A 14986-nucleotide genomic window follows, 5' to 3' on the forward strand; every position below is an offset into this window, starting at 1 on the left:
CAATAATTGTGGTTTAAGAAATAGATATTGACTGATCCTAAGCACATTACACAGTTAAGGTCACAATATGTCTTTTATAGAAATGTATGAACTGCCCATATTACGATGGTTACACATTGTTGCTATGGTGTATTGGTTAGGCGGGGAATGGGGAGTATTTCAAACCTCGTATAACGTTATAAATCAAAAGCTAGCGATGGATGAAAGACGCAGGCACATGGAAACTGCCTACAGAATCGATATTCTGGCCAGAACAGGCATTATTATGCTATTGCCCCTAGGTTTACATATGGGTCATATTTGGGGCATACAGCCTTTAGGTGGTGCTTGGTTGGTAGGTATGTGGGTGTTCTTCGCTTTCTGGTTAGGTTTATGTTGGAGCGCTTTCATTTACCGTGAAAGCGACAAAGGTCTTGTACTGACTAAATTAGACGAATACATCCGCTTTATCGTAATACCAGCACTTATAATAACAAGTGCGTGGTCGTTATTTGGAGATGGTCCATTTAGCGCTGAAGATGGTCAAAAGTGGTTTTCTATTAAAATTTTTATATATGCTATCACGCTAATGATTGGTTTAAAACTTCGTTTTATTATGCGTGAATGGACATTACTATTTCGCAAGCTGGCTGAGCCGGGCGACAACTCTACAACGGAAGCGATTCTTGATAAATCTATTCGATTTGGCCGTAGCTTAGCTTACTTTTACTGGATAGCAATATTAACGGTAGCATTCTTTGGTGCCGTTAAACCCATTTAATTTCGTTAGTATAAAACTTACGCAAAAAATAAGCGCTATTAAGCGCTTATTTTTTATCTTTCTTTTGCGTGAATTCTTACTCGTGAGAGGTTCTTCATACACTTTGTCGCTAAACTAATCGAATCTAAACTCCCTCTGGTGTTAAATCCATATAATATTGAAAACGTTCGGGATGATAACGAGCATGTAAATAATCGACTAAATTTTCATTCTTATCAAAAGAGCGTCTAATTAAGGTTAATAACGGATAACCCGGCTCAACATCTAACGCTTTTGCAATCTCTACGCTTGCAGCTTCCGCGCTTAGCATTTGCTTGACGCGTTTTATATCTATACCGTTCATTTTGAAAATTTGAAGCCTTGTAGTGCTTTCTAACATATTTGTATCGATATGTTTTTCTAAACCTTTACTCCAACTTGTATAATAAGCAAATATTTCTTTGCCCCTGCTTCTTACCCTTGTCATTTGCAGCAATGGTTCTTTGTTCTTCAACTTAAATTCTGCTGCAATTTCTCTAGGGGGATGTATGGTCGCGGCATCCAGTACTTTGGCATGTGAGTGCTGTCCCATAAACTCAAGCTCTTGGAGCATCCCAATAAGTGGTGCTTTGATGGGTTTTGGCTCATATTTATGGGTAACGTGAGTTCCTTTGGCTCGTTTACGCGCTACTAAGCCTTCGGCAGCGAGCTCGTCTAATGCACGCTTGGCTGTGATCCTAGAAACATCAAACTTTTTTGAAAGCTGAAGCTCAGTAGGCAACTGCATACCATAATCGAGTGTACCGTTTACTATATTCTGCTTTAGTAGTTTGTAAAGCTGATAGTAAAGCGGCGTAGGGGACGATTCGCCAAGCGTAGTATCGATTAAAAAAGGAAATTGAGAGTCTAGCGGCATGTACAGAAAATACTCCAAAATAGTGAATAATGCTTTATCAATAGGTTAATGTATCTAAAGCTATAAGGAAATAATATTCTTATACGCAATTTACATGGTTTAGATTCAAATCACCATTATTTCTCCCTTGATGACTTTGCTATTTATCAAAATGTACTGATTAGAAGATGTTAATTATTAGTTAACCCATGACTTAAAGGTCTATTGATAGTACATTATAGTTAATATATTTTATTAATCCAAATAAATGAATAGGAAGTTATTATGTCTGGCCTAGCTGAAAACAAAAATAGTACTGTTTACGACGCCCTCCAAAGTGTTTTAGGTGCATCAAATTTACTCGTTGATGACCACTCTCGAATCTTGTTTGCACAGGATGTATTTACAAAGGATAAAATGGCCTTGGCGGTTGCAAGACCCACTAGTAAAGACGAATTATCTGCGGTGCTAAAAGTTGCTCAAGAATATGCGCTTACTGTGGTGCCAAGAGGCGGCGGTATGTCGTATACCAGTGGTTACGTTCCGTCTAAAGATGACACTTTAATTATAGACATGGGCTTGATGACCAAAGTACTTGAAATCAATAAACAAGATATGTATGTCACGGTTGAGTGTGGATGTACGTGGAAAAAATTGCATGAAGAATTAAAAGGTAGCGGTTTACGTACACCGTTCTGGGGAACGCTGTCAGGTAGCTTTGCAACTGTGGGCGGCGGACTTTCGCAAAACGCTGTGTTTTGGGGGACAGGGCAGTTTGGCACAGCAGCCGATTCGGTCGTAGGCCTAGAAGTTGTGCTGGCCGACGGCAGCGTACTTAAAACCGGCGCGGGCGCACAAATTAATAGCGGGCCATTTTTTAGACACTACGGACCTGACCTAACAGGACTATTCACATGCGATGCGGGTGCATTAGGCTTTAAAGCACACGCTACCTTAAGATTAATTCCCGAAATGCCGGCTAAAGGGTATTTAGCCTTCGATTTTAAAACCGCAAATGACGCACTTGACGCAATGAGTGAAATATCGCGCAAAGGCTTAGCGGCAGAATGTTTCGGTTTTGATCCCTATTTACAAGCTCAGCGCGTAAAACGTGAAAGTTTGGGCAAAGACATAAAAGCCTTAGCTGGCGTGATGAAATCTTCGGGTTCAGTTTTAGGCGCACTTAAAGACGGCGCTAAAGTAGCGTTAGCAGGCCGCGGTTATATGAAAAACGTGGTTTACTCGGTGCAGATTATTGTGGAAGACAGGATCCCCGCAGGTGTTGACGCCAGATTGGCCGAAATTCGTCAAATAGGTACAACGTTCAGCGGTCGTGAAATAGAAAATAGCATTCCTAAAATAACCCGCGCTAATCCATTTGGCCCAGTTAACAACATGCTCGGCCCTGAGGGCGAAAGATGGGTTCCCATTCACGGGTTATTTCCTCATTCAAAAACAAAGCAAGCTTTTGCCGCAATCGGCGAAGTGTTTGAAAAAAACAAGGATTTGATTAATAAATACAGTATAGGGACCGGACATTTATTTGCCGTGGTTTCAACCAACTGCTTTGTACTAGAGCCCGTGTTTTTTTGGCCCGATGCATTTACTGAAATCCATGAGGCCTACGTTGAGTCCGACCATATAGCCAAGCTTAAGCGTTTTGATGTGAATTTAGACGCACGCAAAGCGGTACAGTTATTACGTACCGAAATAGGCACAGTGTGCAAAAACATTGGTGGTGTGCACATGCAAATAGGCAAGGCATATCAATATAAAGAAGGCATAGAGCCTAATTCATATGAGCTGGTGAAGGCGCTTAAAAAAGTACTCGACCCACAAGGCCGTGTGAATCCGAATGCCTTAGGTTTGGGATAACGATTTTGAGTCTGCGAGCCTATGTTAACCTGTCTTGTAATGCAACTGCTGCTTCGATAGAAGAATGGCAGTTGCATTATCGCAGTCAAGGCGCAGGAGCAGATGTTGTGCTGCTGCACCCTTCTCCGCTTTCGTGTGAATTTATGCAACCCATAATGGACTTGTTATCAGATGACTGCCGAGTTTATGCCTTAGACACGCCCGGATACGGACAATCCGATCCATTGCCTCAAAGCTGCAAAGGTCTAAGTGGTTACGTAGAGGCTTTACATCAATTTATTGTTGCTTTAGAGCTTAAAACGCCGCTTATTTATGGTTCTGCAACCGGCGCTCAAATTGCCATAGAGTATGCTAAAGCTTATCCAGAACACACGTGCGGTTTAGTGCTTGAAAACGCAGCGTGGTTTACCGATGAAGAACGTGACATTATGCTCAGCAAATATTTTCCGAGTATATCCGCACAAGATGATGGCGGGCATTTATCGCTCGTATGGAATATGGTCAGTCAGCTATATGAGTTTTTTCCGTGGTTTGATACCTCAGCAAGCGCCAGAGTAAATAGCGCAGAAATACCCGCGGCGTTTAAACATAAAACATTAATGGGCTACTTCACCGCGGGTGAAAACTACGACCTAGCGTATAGAGCAGCCTTTATGAATGAAAAGCCAGAGCAGCTCCGGCAAGTCACCGTGCCAACCCATATACTCAATTGGGAATCGGGCTTACTAAAAAAATATGTTGATAGGCTATACGAAGCAGCTCTACCTAAGAATATCACTATTAAGCCTGTCTCAAAAGGCCTAGAGTTCAGATTCCGTGAACTTAAGTCCTCGGTGCTAACGTTACTTAGCGACACATATAAGAAGAATTCATAATCGTGGGTACAAAAATGGCTAACACATTATTTGAAAAAATTTGGCAGCAGCATGTGATCAAAAATCTAGAAGGTGATACATCGCTGTTGTACATAGATAGAGTTTTTTTACATGAACGTACTGGCTCCATTGCTCTTAAAAGCTTACGTGCAGATGGCCACAAAGTGGTTAATTCAGAGCAGGTATTTTGCACCATGGATCATATAGTCGACACATTTATAGGACGTAACGACACCACCTTAATGCCCAGCGGCAAAGATTTTATTGTGGCCACACGAGAAGCGTGTGCTGAGGCAAATATTAAATTGTTTGATGTGAACGATCCGCAGCAAGGGATCGTGCACGTAATATCCCCTGAGTTGGGCATTGTTCAGCCCGGGTGTACCTTAGTTTGCCCCGACAGTCATACCTGTTCACAAGGTGCCTTAGGCGCACTTGCATGGGGTATAGGATCAAGTGAAGCGGAACACGTTCTAGTCACCAAAACCCTGCGCGTAACTAAGCCAAAAACTATGAAAGTGGAGTTCGTAGGAAAATTGGTGGAGGTGGTTTCGGCTAAAGACATGATCCTACATTTAATAGGTCAATATGGTGCTGCCGCAGGTGCAGGCTATGTGATCGAGTTTTGTGGCCCCGCCATTGAAAATTTAAGCATTGAGGCAAGACTGACCCTGTGCAATATGGCCGTAGAGTTTTCAGCTTTTTCGTGCTTAATTGCACCCGATGAAAAAGCCATAGAGTATTTACAAAATAGGCCATACGCACCCAAAGATGAACAATGGGATCGTGCAGTAAAGTATTGGCAAACGCTGTATTCCGACAGCCAAGCTACATACGACAAAGTTATCACCATTGACTGCGCCAACATTGGCCCTACTATTACGTGGGGAACAAGCCCTGAGCATACTTGTTCTATTACGGGTATGATACCCGAGGTTAGACTAAATAATAATGGTCTACCCGACCAATCCTATATTCGTGCAATGGATTATATGCAGGTGAGCCCGAATATGCGATTAAGCGATTTAACCATAGACGCGGCCTTCATTGGTTCTTGCACTAATAGCCGTATTAGTGATTTAAGAGTGGCAGCGAAAATACTAAAAGGGCGCAAAGTGGCCACCGGTGTTAAAGCCATTTGTGTACCCGGTTCAACCTTGGTGAAAAAGCAGGCTGAGCAAGAGGGTATTGACAAGATACTCATTGAGGCGGGTTTTGAATGGCGCGAGTCAGGATGTTCTATGTGTTTTTATGCCGGTGGTGAGAACTTTGGTTATCGAAAAAGAGTGGTAACAAGTACCAATCGTAATTTTGAAAGCCGCCAAGGGCCAGAAACGCGATCACATTTGGCTAGCCCTGCAACAGTCGCCGCGTCTGCGATTGCAGGGTATTTAGCCGATCCCAGAGATTACCTATAATGGAAAAATTTACGCAACACCTAGGCGTAGCAGCAGCTTTACTGCAGGCTAATATAGACACCGATGTAATTATTCCTTCACGCGAAATGAAACGTGTTTCTAAGCAAGGACTTGGTGAAGGTTTATTTGCTAACAGGCGCTATACCCTGCCGGGTAGCCGAGAAATAAACCCTGATTTTGTGCTTAATAAGCCTGAATATGCCAATACAAGTATTTTACTCTCAGGCGACAACTTTGGCTGCGGCTCGTCTAGAGAACATGCGGTTTGGGCGCTAAAAGAATATGGTATAAGAGCGATTATTGCGGAAGGCTTTGGTTCCATATTCTACAACAACTGTATTCGTAATGGGCTGCTGCCCTTGGTGCTTTCAGAAAAAAAAATTGCTAGTCTAGTAGACAGTGTTTCTGCTGATCCACAAGCTAATCGCATTAACATCGATTTAGAAAAACAAAAGGTAACAGCAAGTGCGGGTCAGGTATTTGATTTTGTGATTAAACCCTCTCAGAAGGAAATGCTGGTACACGGGCTTGATGCAATCTCATTGACTATGACGTTGAGCGCTGAGATAAGTGCGTTTCAGCAGCAGTATGTTAAGATTTATACTTGGTTGAATTAAACCCTAGTGAGGGTTACTCCTGTGAATTGGCAATCACTTCAAACTCAACCATAAGCTCTGGAAGCGCGAGTGCCTGCACCTGCAAGGTAGTATCCGCGGGCTAAGGTTATGCAAAATAGCGATGGCTCATTGCCACATTATGCTCAAAATTAGCCATATCTGTCAAATAAATCGTTATTTAAAAATGCGCTCAATACTTGAGCCGTCCGATACTTGCGCCCGTTTAATATTCGCCATCGCCTGCTCTATTTGAACGTTAATATCATCAGAGCCAACAACTTCTCCAGCGTCATTAATACTGGCTTGGCCTGACAGAAAAACTAAATTACCTATGCAGTGCCCTTGGCCTATGGTAAACGCACTAAATACATCTGAATCTACTTTGACTGGCTTTGTTCCAATTAGTCATGGCTGTTTCATGTAATGTTCTAGAAAAGATAAAATACATCATGTCAGTGTGTTCTGGTCAAGTTCAAGTGTATTTGCGCTCTAGGCTGTTAAAATCTGACACAGCCCTATACAACTTATCAAAACCAATACACTGCCTAACAGCCGATAGAATTTCGCTTGTTCACCTTCTAGCAAACGCTGATGAAAATACTGACCAATAAAGTGGCCTGTATTGGCGCAGGACGGAAGGCGCAAGTGCCGTATGAGTTGTAAATCAATGCCTACGTAAATGAAAAAATACGGTAGGATTAACGTTGTGTTCTACTATTAGTTCAATATCTTGCTTTACGCCGATTAACGACCACTGATCTGGATAGTCGTAGGCTTCTTTGTTATATTTATTCGTGATGTGGTCGGGGTCGGTATCTCCTAAGCTCATAAATAGAAGACTAGGCACACCTTGCCCAAAATTATTTCTGCGGCAGCTAAATCTATCCAGCCCATTACAGGTAACTGCGGTGCGTTCTTGTTGTTGTCTATTAGGCTATACTTATTGCCGGTATTTGAACTTTCTACCACTGATCACGGATACGCTGCCGGCGCAGCTCAATGCACAATGAAAACGGCAGAGGTTTCTGTGCGTGCGACCTCTACATACTTGTAGGTCCTGCGGCCACAGTAGGTCATTGCATTACCGGTAAAGAGCTTTCTGTTTATACCGGTTAGATTAGTCTCTCACCACACCTAGCTTAATGAGTTTATCTATTTGAGCATTGTCAAAACCTGCTTTTTGAAGCGTTGCAATTGAATTTCCGTGGTCACTCGGAATATCTTCTCGCAGAGCAAAACGCTCATTATCCATTTCCAAGGGTAATCCGGGCAACTTAGTTTTTGTTCCGCAAGGTAATGTGACATTTACTAAGCCGCCTGCGTTTAAGTGAGGATCGTCAAATAAGTCTGAGGGCTTGTTTATAGGCGCAAACGGTAAACCTGACTTTTCAAGCTTATCCATAAGTTTGAATTTTTCCATACTGGCAAACAAGCGAATAATTTCAGGCAGTATTTTATCCCGTTGGGCTACTCTGTCATTGTTAGCGTCTAATGATTTGTCGGCGGCGAATTCAGTAAAACCGAAGACCTCACAGAACATCCGCCATTGGCTATCACTTACTACGCCTAAAAACACTTGTTCGTTGTTAGCGCAATCGAAAATATCGTAAATTGCCCATGCGGAACGGCGCATCGACATGGGCGGCGGGGCTTCACCAGTTACCATTTGCTGGGCCATGTGTTGACCTACCATAAAGGCGGTGGTTTCGTATAGCGAACTTGTTACCATTTTGCCAAGCCTAGTTTTGTGTCGTTCTTCAAGTGCCGCTAATACGCCAATAGCCCCAAACATACCGCCGGTTATATCAATAACAGACGAGCCTGCGCGCATGGGTTTGCCGGGCAATCCAGTCATGTAGGCTAAGCCGCCCATCATTTGAGTGACTTCATCTAACGCAGTGCGGTGCGCATACGGACCGCTTAAAAAGCCTTTCAATGAACAATATATCAATTTTGGGTTTAGTGCAGACAAGTCTTTATAGCCTAAGCCTAGTTTGTCCATGGCACCAGGGCGAAAATTTTCTAGTACCACATCGGCACCTTCAATTAGAGATAGCGCAAGCTCTAAGCCTTTTTCAGACTTTATATCTAAACATAGACTTTTTTTATTACGGTTATACATTGAGAAGTAACCGGCACCTGAACCTTTTAAGCGCCTTGTGTTGTCGCCATTTAAAGGTTCAATTTTAATCACATCGGCACCTAAGTCAGCCAGTATCAAACCCGCAGCAGGACCCATTACCATATGTGTAAATTCGATAACTCTCAAGCCAGCTAAAGGCAACTGTTTTATTGTGCTCATAAATAGATTATTCCTTGTTTGTAGGTTAGGTATAAACAATATTGATAATATTTATGCCTTTATTTGATTTTGCATTATTTATCTTTTAATTTATGATATAACAATATATCAATAGTGTTTATGTTGGCAAGCTCCAATTTGTTAAATGTCAATTTGAAGCAAACACCCACGTGATAATGTTTGTATACAAAAATACAACGCTGATAGGAATGAAGTAATGGCAAAGTTCGACATAGAAATTAGTGAAGTGGGTCCGCGCGATGGCTTGCAGAGTATTTCTGCGATTATGTCGAGCAAAGACAAAATGGCGTGGATTGACGCCTTGGTTGCCGCCGGTATTCCTGAAATAGAGGTAGGTTCGTTTGTTCCTGCAACATTATTGCCTCAGCTGGCCGACACGCATCAATTAGTTGAGCATGCTAAGCAATATAAAGGTTTGTCGATTGCTGTTTTAGTACCTAATTTGCGCGGCGCTAAAAACGCCTTAAAAACCTCTCCTACTAAAATGAGCATACCGGTGTCGGTGAGTGAAACCCACAGTTTGCGCAACGTTAAACGCACGCACAAACAAATGTTGGAAGAGGTTACCAATATAGCCAAGTTCATTAAATCTCAGCCAGTTGAAAACAGGCCCAAGTTTGAAGGCGGTTTAGCAACCGCGTTCGGTTGCACAATAGAAGGCAGCGTAAGTGAAGATAAGGTAGTTTCGTTGGCCGTTGCGTTAATGGACGCCGGTTGCGATGAGGTGGGTTTATCCGACACCACAGGCTCTGGCAATCCTGCCCAAGTCCAAAGGCTTATTAAAAAGGTGTGGGCTGCGGTGGGTAAGCAAAACCTAAGCGGCATTCATTTACACAATACACGAGGGCAAGGTTTAGCCAACGCCCTTGCCGCAATTGAGACCGGTATAACTACTGTGGACTCTTCAATGGGCGGCATAGGTGGTTGTCCGGCAGCGCCAGGGGCGAGTGGCAACATTGTTACCGAAGACTTGGTGTTTATGCTCGAAGCTATGGGCTTAAGAACCGGCATTAACTTTGATAAGTTATTTGAAGCTCGCGAAATTTTGGCGAAAGCGCTACCTAACGAATCGCTTTATGGGTTTACGCCAAATGCAGGTTTACCAAAAAACTTTCAATACGCTTGCTAAGCATTTCTAAGAAGTGCACGGCTCAAATAAAGTGAATGGTGCAACTATAAAATAGCACTCGAGCAAATTGAAAACACAGTAAAGATTAACAAGGAAAACACAATGCGCTTTATCAATTTAGACCACTCAGCCTTCGCTGCAAGGGTTAAAATACAAATTCTGCATAAAAAATTGCCGATAGAAATAATATCGCCTTTACATGCCTTGCGCACGCCTGAATTTTTAGCAACGTTCCCGCTAGGTAAAATCCCTTTGTTAAAACTAGACAACGGAGATTACTTGCCAGAGTCGACCGCGATCATGGAATATCTTGAAGATATTCACCCGCAAGTGCCTTGTAGGTCTAAAGATCCCCTTGAAAAAGCAAACATGCATGTGACTATGGCATACGCCGATACGCATCTTTGGCCGGCATTATTGCCCTATTTTAAATCTATATTAATGACCGATTTCGAATTTGATAAACAAGCGCAACATGAACTGCTAAGCCAAACGCTTGCGAAATTTGATCGCTGGCTTGCCATAAACAGCAGTAACGATAGTGGTTTTCACAAAGCCACTATTGACTTGGGCGACATGGCACTATTTCCTATCATGTGGTACGTAAAAATCATTATTCCCATGTTTCACACGCATAACGTATTTGCTCATGTGCCCGCTATACAGCAGTGGCAGGTATGGATGAATGAAAACGCAGCGGTGCTAAGCGTTTCACAATCAATGGACACCGCGTTTCATGGATTCTTAAAATCAAAACAAGAGACAAAAAAATGAAAATAAATACTCAAGTTACGCTCAAATCTACCCCTGAAGGCGAGCCAAGTGTAGGCAACTTTGCCTTAACTGAGTCAGCCATTCCTGCATTAAGCGACAAGCAAGTGTTGTGTAAAACGCTCTATTTATCACTTGATCCCTACATGCGCAGTCAAATTGCAGGGCGTCATATATCGGGTACTATAAAGCCTGGTGACTTACTTCAAGGTGAAACCGTAAGTGAGGTTGTTGAGTCACTTGATGAGCACTATAAAGTAGGCGACAAAGTAAGGTGCATGGGTGGATGGCAAGAATATTCGGCGCACAGCGCAAAGGAACTCACGAAAGTCAGTGAGAAAATTGAACCGTCGTCGTACGTACTTTCTGTATTAGGCATGCCTGGGCTTACTGCTTACGCAGGCCTTGTTTGGCAAGCCAAGCCAAAAGCTGGCGATGTTGTGGTGATCCCAGCGGCAACGGGCGCGGTAGGCTCAACGGCTGGGCAGTTAGCAAAAAGCTATGGTTGCAAAGTGATTGGCATTGCCGGCAGTGACGAGAAATGTGCATATGCAAAAGAGCAGCTTGGGTACGATGAATGTATTAATCGACGCACCGAAGACTTAACCAGCCGCCTAGACGAGTTATGTCCCAAAGGCGTTGATATTTACTTTGATTTAGTGGGCGGTGAAATACTAAACATGGTATCGGCAAGACTTGCCGTAGGTGCACGCGTAATATTGTGCGGCCTAATGGCTGAATACAATCAAAAAGAAAGAATAGGCGGGCCGCCCCCCGGTTTTTGGATACGCTCGCGCGCCATGGTTTACGGCTTAGTGGTATACGATTTTGAGCATCGCAGACAGGAGTTTATTGATGCTTGCTTGCCGCTAATAAACGACGGCAGCTTAAAGATGCGCGAAGACATTGCACAAGGCATAGCGGCTGCACCTGAGGCATTTTGCCGCTTAATGCAAGGCGCTAATATGGGTAAAGCGCTTGTTAAAGTGAGTTAAATTGGACTTAAAGGGCGTGTTAAGTTAAGCGCTCACCAGCTCTATTAACTCGCCTGCTGCGCCTTTTAACAAAATGATTTTACTACCCGGATAATAAGTATTATTGGTTTGGGTAATCGTTACCTTAAAGTGCGCCGCAATCTCGTCTATATTTTTAACAACGCAGGTCACCATTGCGATGCCCGAGGGTAAAGAGCCCTCGTTATTAATAATAGCTTGCGCCTGCGGAACTTGGTCAATTTCAAATAAGCACTTGCCATCTAACTGCAGGGTAGCCACTTGGTATTGATGCTCAATGTCTTTGTTCCACGCGCTATTTAAAATGGTAATTTTTGTATCAAACTTTAGGCCTTCTTGGGCCTTGTTAATAGACTGATAAAAAGCCAAGCTGGCGTCTCGGCTAGGCGTGCACAAAACAGGAATAAATAGGCTCGACGTTCTTGCGCTTGTCATGGGTAATTCAAAGGGCGGCACCGGCCGCTCAATATGAGTTAAATAAGTCACTTCGTTGGCAGGACCTATCACCTGCATTGCTTTAATAGCATCGCTTACTTGCAAATAGGCCGGTTCGCCAATAATGGTAAACGCGTTTGTATCTATTTCATTTCGTATCACATCCACATCGGCCACGTTTGTCTCAAGCGACATCCAGCCATGTGTTTTAAGGGGTAAATGTGTTTGACTATGTTTATCTTCAACCAGTCGGAGCCAAGCTTGACCATCGGATGATGCCAATATGTGCGTTTTATTCTGGCGCAGGTTAGGCGTACTCCAGCATTGTATTTGTGCGTCGTCTATCACGCCACTGCTTACTAAAGAGTAACCCAGGCCATTTTGATAGGCTTTACTCACTTTGTCTATGTTTTGGCATAGTAATGTTGCCCCTAAAACGGGTCCTAATTGTCTTTGTGTCATATCTTTTCTCTTTGATGTGTAGCGGTATTGATAAATAGCAATTTAACCCGCCACTAATTAAGTGATACTTTGTCGTATACTACTCACTCCTTACTTTAGAAGCGCATGATAAATGTCAACTATTAGCCTTACCTATGAAGATAATATTGCTCGTTTGTTATTAAACAGACCAGAGAAATACAACGCACTCACGCAAAGCATGTGGCAAAAAATTGCTGAAGCCTGCGACCAAGTTGAGCAAGAAATAAAGCCGCGAGTGCTTATTGTGGAAAGTGCCAGTGAAAAAGCGTTTAGTGCGGGCGCCGACATACAAGAACTACAAACGTTATTGGCAGCGCCCAAGACGCTTGCAGAAAATAACGCTTGGGTGCAAACAGCGCAACAAAAATTAACAAAATTATCGTGTGCAACCATCGCTAAACTAAGCGGTATTTGTGTAGGCGGCGGCTTAGGCATTGCCACCGCGTGTGACTTTAGAGTGTCAAGCCCGCAAAGTCGTTTTGCGATAACGCCGGCAAAATTAGGCTTAGTGTATAGCATTAGCGATACGCGCAGACTGGTCAATATAATAGGTTATGCCAAAGCTAAAGAGCTTTTGTGCACCGGCAAGCAAATAGACGCTAACACCGCTTTGCAGTGGGGCTTGTTGACCGACTTGGTTGAGGCTGAAAAATTAGACGCCAAGGTAAATGAAATCGCCCAAAGCCTGTGTAACGCAAGTAGCTATTCTATTTGCTGCGTAAAGCAAACCTTAGACTATTTAGCCGGCGCGAATGACATGAGCGAGGCAAGCGTTCAAGCCTTATTTGACAACGCATTTAAGGGTGATGATTTTACAGAAGGGGCTCAAGCATTTTTGCAAAAACGCACAGCGAAGTTTATATAATATGACTGATTTAACGCAGCAAGGTTTCACACTCTGTTCACCGCTTAAGGGTTTTTCAGCGCTGGCCGGTCCCTACTATGAAAAGCATGAAAACCAAGTAATTACTCGTGCATTCGTTATTGAAGATAAACATTTAAACCCAGAGGGCGTAACTCACGGCGGCGCACTGCTAAGTTTCGCTGACTATATTATTTACCGCGCGATAGGCGATGAGGTTGGACATATTTTGAAATTTGCGACCATAAATTTGAACAATAATTTCGTGTCTGCGGCTAAAGCCGGCGACATTGTGTATGGCACAGGCAAGGTTGTGCGCAAAGCCAGAGATGTAATTTTTGGTGAAGGGCAGATATTCACCGAGCAAAAAACGATTATGCATTCTAGCGGCATTTGGAAAATCATTGTATGAAATTGATATTTCTCAAAGCGTAAAAATTGACTACGCGTAATGCAACGATCAGTTAACAAATGCATGCTACTACAAAAGGTATAGAAGGAATGACAATATGAAGATAACCAAGTTCGTATCAGCACCCATTGCTGGGTTTTGCATAAGTGCTTGCGTTCTGGCGTAAGCGGCGTTAATTTGAACACCCCTAAGGGTGCCAATATGGAGATACGAAAAATACAGTGTTCAAGTCTAAACGGCGAGCCCGTTTTTTACTGGTGGACAGGTAAAGTTTTTCTCGTCGGCAATGTGAGCCATACCAACACATGTTTAGCGAAGAAGGCATTAACATGGGCCACTGTGGCACCGTTGACGGCGGCAAGCAAGGTAACACGTGTAATTTGATTACCTGCGAAATACTGTTATATACAGACGCTAAAACCGGTAAATCTTTAAAAACGTGGACCAACCCATGGACCGGTGAAGAAGTTGAAGTACTGCAAGTACTCAACGAGCCGGTCAATCAGCCCGCTCGCTTCCCTAGAGATAAAGACTGAAAACCCTTTCAGTGCGCCCAGTCTTTTGGCGCCGAACAGCGTGAGCACACTGGTGGATGTCGTTCCCAATTCTGTTGTTTTACCACAATGTACTAGGCGGCGATTATCAAAAGCAAGTGGGTGGTGTTTATCACGCCACAGAAATGTTTAATTACTCAGGTGATATTGCAAGCCTTATTGACCCTGAAACCGAGACTGCAAATGCACACGTAGGCTGGGTACGTTTATCAGACTGGTTGCCGTGGATGATGATGAGTGGACGCGAAGGCATGATATACATACATGCAGCGGGTCGTAAGGTCAGTGGTTTTGAAGGAATGAGCGAAACAATGAAGGATTATATTAACGAATATGCGCCTTTGTACAAAATACCACCGACACTTGATGACGATAGAGAGAATGAAACTAGCTGGACAGAGTATAAAAAACAAGTTGAAGGCGGGGAGTTCAAACGCCCAGGCGCTCGCTATTTAGCATCTTTTGATATACAAAAAGGCCAGTCGTTTATAGCGACTGGCCCCAGAGCACTATTATCGATAATGCTCGTTTCATTGACAGATTCGACATAAAGGGCGAGCTTTTAAGTAGGCGAGCGTATGGAAC

At 43.3% G+C, this 14986-nt stretch carries 17 protein-coding genes and 1 pseudogene; 12 read left to right on the forward strand and 6 right to left on the reverse strand.

The window, feature by feature from the left end; genetic code table 11:
- The first annotated feature begins 67 nt into the window (after nt 1-67).
- Entirely contained in the window at nt 68-760 is a 693-nt protein-coding gene (locus BAE46_RS13295) for a hypothetical protein (RefSeq protein WP_070113211.1), read from the forward strand.
- Between the two features lie 124 nt (nt 761-884).
- Here the strand turns inward: BAE46_RS13295 and BAE46_RS13300 are convergent, their stop codons facing one another.
- Nucleotides 885-1655, reverse strand: coding sequence for a GntR family transcriptional regulator (locus BAE46_RS13300; RefSeq protein ID WP_070113213.1), 771 nt, complete (start codon nt 1653-1655; stop codon nt 885-887).
- A gap of 264 nt (nt 1656-1919) precedes the next feature.
- On the opposite strand from BAE46_RS13300, the gene BAE46_RS13305 reads away from it, so the two are divergent.
- Genes BAE46_RS13305 through leuD form a run of 4 tightly spaced genes read left to right on the forward strand, consistent with a single transcriptional unit; the run spans nt 1920 to nt 6419 of the window.
- Nucleotides 1920-3509, forward strand: a complete 1590-nt coding sequence (locus BAE46_RS13305; protein ID WP_070113215.1) for an FAD-binding oxidoreductase — start codon at nt 1920-1922, stop codon at nt 3507-3509.
- Nucleotides 3510-3514: 5 nt separating this feature from the next.
- Nucleotides 3515-4384 carry an alpha/beta fold hydrolase gene (locus BAE46_RS13310; RefSeq protein WP_070113217.1) on the forward strand — a complete coding sequence of 290 codons (870 nt, stop codon included), beginning with the start codon at nt 3515-3517 and terminating at the stop codon, nt 4382-4384.
- 14 nt (nt 4385-4398) lie between these two features.
- On the forward strand, nt 4399-5802 hold the full coding sequence (gene leuC / locus BAE46_RS13315; RefSeq protein WP_070113291.1) for a 3-isopropylmalate dehydratase large subunit: 1404 nt from the start codon (nt 4399-4401) through the stop codon (nt 5800-5802).
- Nucleotides 5802-6419 carry a 3-isopropylmalate dehydratase small subunit gene (leuD, locus tag BAE46_RS13320; RefSeq protein WP_070113219.1) on the forward strand — a complete coding sequence of 206 codons (618 nt, stop codon included), beginning with the start codon at nt 5802-5804 and terminating at the stop codon, nt 6417-6419. The genes leuC and leuD overlap by 1 nt, the downstream gene beginning before the upstream one ends.
- Nucleotides 6420-6593: 174 nt before the next feature.
- Here leuD and BAE46_RS15245 read toward each other — a convergent pair whose 3' ends face one another.
- The 4 genes and pseudogenes from BAE46_RS15245 to BAE46_RS13330 all read right to left on the reverse strand — a co-directional run bounded on the left by BAE46_RS15245 (nt 6594) and on the right by BAE46_RS13330 (nt 8721).
- Nucleotides 6594-6821 (reverse strand): RidA family protein, encoded by a 228-nt coding sequence (locus tag BAE46_RS15245; RefSeq protein ID WP_083256888.1) that lies wholly within the window; start codon nt 6819-6821, stop codon nt 6594-6596.
- Between the two features lie 262 nt (nt 6822-7083).
- Nucleotides 7084-7248, reverse strand: coding sequence for a hypothetical protein (locus tag BAE46_RS14875; protein ID WP_171901041.1), 165 nt, complete (start codon nt 7246-7248; stop codon nt 7084-7086).
- Between the two features lie 35 nt (nt 7249-7283).
- A pseudogene (locus tag BAE46_RS15050) lies at nt 7284-7523 on the reverse strand (protease-associated domain-containing protein); the annotation flags it as partial.
- Nucleotides 7524-7536: 13 nt separating this feature from the next.
- On the reverse strand, nt 7537-8721 hold the full coding sequence (locus BAE46_RS13330; protein WP_070113223.1) for a CaiB/BaiF CoA transferase family protein: 1185 nt from the start codon (nt 8719-8721) through the stop codon (nt 7537-7539).
- 217 nt (nt 8722-8938) lie between these two features.
- Here BAE46_RS13330 and BAE46_RS13335 point away from each other — a divergent pair, with 217 nt between their 5' ends.
- The 3 genes from BAE46_RS13335 (at nt 8939) to BAE46_RS13345 (ending at nt 11637) form a co-directional block, all read left to right on the forward strand.
- Nucleotides 8939-9871, forward strand: a complete 933-nt coding sequence (locus BAE46_RS13335) for a hydroxymethylglutaryl-CoA lyase (protein WP_070113225.1) — start codon at nt 8939-8941, stop codon at nt 9869-9871.
- A gap of 102 nt (nt 9872-9973) precedes the next feature.
- The gene (locus BAE46_RS13340; RefSeq protein WP_070113228.1) at nt 9974-10645 is read left to right on the forward strand and encodes a glutathione S-transferase family protein; all 672 of its coding nucleotides are present in this window, start codon (nt 9974-9976) and stop codon (nt 10643-10645) included.
- Entirely contained in the window at nt 10642-11637 is a 996-nt protein-coding gene (locus BAE46_RS13345) for an NADP-dependent oxidoreductase (RefSeq protein ID WP_070113230.1), read from the forward strand. Before BAE46_RS13340 ends, BAE46_RS13345 begins: the two co-directional genes overlap by 4 nt.
- Before the next feature lie 24 nt (nt 11638-11661).
- On the opposite strand, the gene BAE46_RS13350 is transcribed toward BAE46_RS13345, so the two are convergent.
- Nucleotides 11662-12552, reverse strand: coding sequence for a hypothetical protein (locus tag BAE46_RS13350; protein WP_070113232.1), 891 nt, complete (start codon nt 12550-12552; stop codon nt 11662-11664).
- A gap of 112 nt (nt 12553-12664) precedes the next feature.
- Between BAE46_RS13350 and BAE46_RS13355 the strand changes: the two genes are divergently transcribed.
- The 4 genes from BAE46_RS13355 (at nt 12665) to BAE46_RS14445 (ending at nt 14952) form a co-directional block, all read left to right on the forward strand.
- The gene (locus BAE46_RS13355) at nt 12665-13438 is read left to right on the forward strand and encodes an enoyl-CoA hydratase/isomerase family protein (protein ID WP_070113234.1); all 774 of its coding nucleotides are present in this window, start codon (nt 12665-12667) and stop codon (nt 13436-13438) included.
- Nucleotide 13439: 1 nt separating this feature from the next.
- Nucleotides 13440-13847 (forward strand): PaaI family thioesterase, encoded by a 408-nt coding sequence (locus tag BAE46_RS13360; protein ID WP_070113236.1) that lies wholly within the window; start codon nt 13440-13442, stop codon nt 13845-13847.
- A 305-nt stretch (nt 13848-14152) separates the two neighbouring features.
- Nucleotides 14153-14383, forward strand: a complete 231-nt coding sequence (locus BAE46_RS15115; protein ID WP_070113237.1) for a DUF1838 family protein — start codon at nt 14153-14155, stop codon at nt 14381-14383.
- A gap of 56 nt (nt 14384-14439) precedes the next feature.
- Nucleotides 14440-14952, forward strand: coding sequence for a DUF1838 family protein (locus tag BAE46_RS14445; protein WP_070113239.1), 513 nt, complete (start codon nt 14440-14442; stop codon nt 14950-14952).
- Nucleotides 14953-14986: the final 34 nt, after the last annotated feature.

The sequence above is a fragment of the Glaciecola punicea genome (assembly GCF_001756615.1).
Classification (GTDB): Bacteria; Pseudomonadota; Gammaproteobacteria; order Enterobacterales; family Alteromonadaceae; genus Glaciecola; species Glaciecola punicea.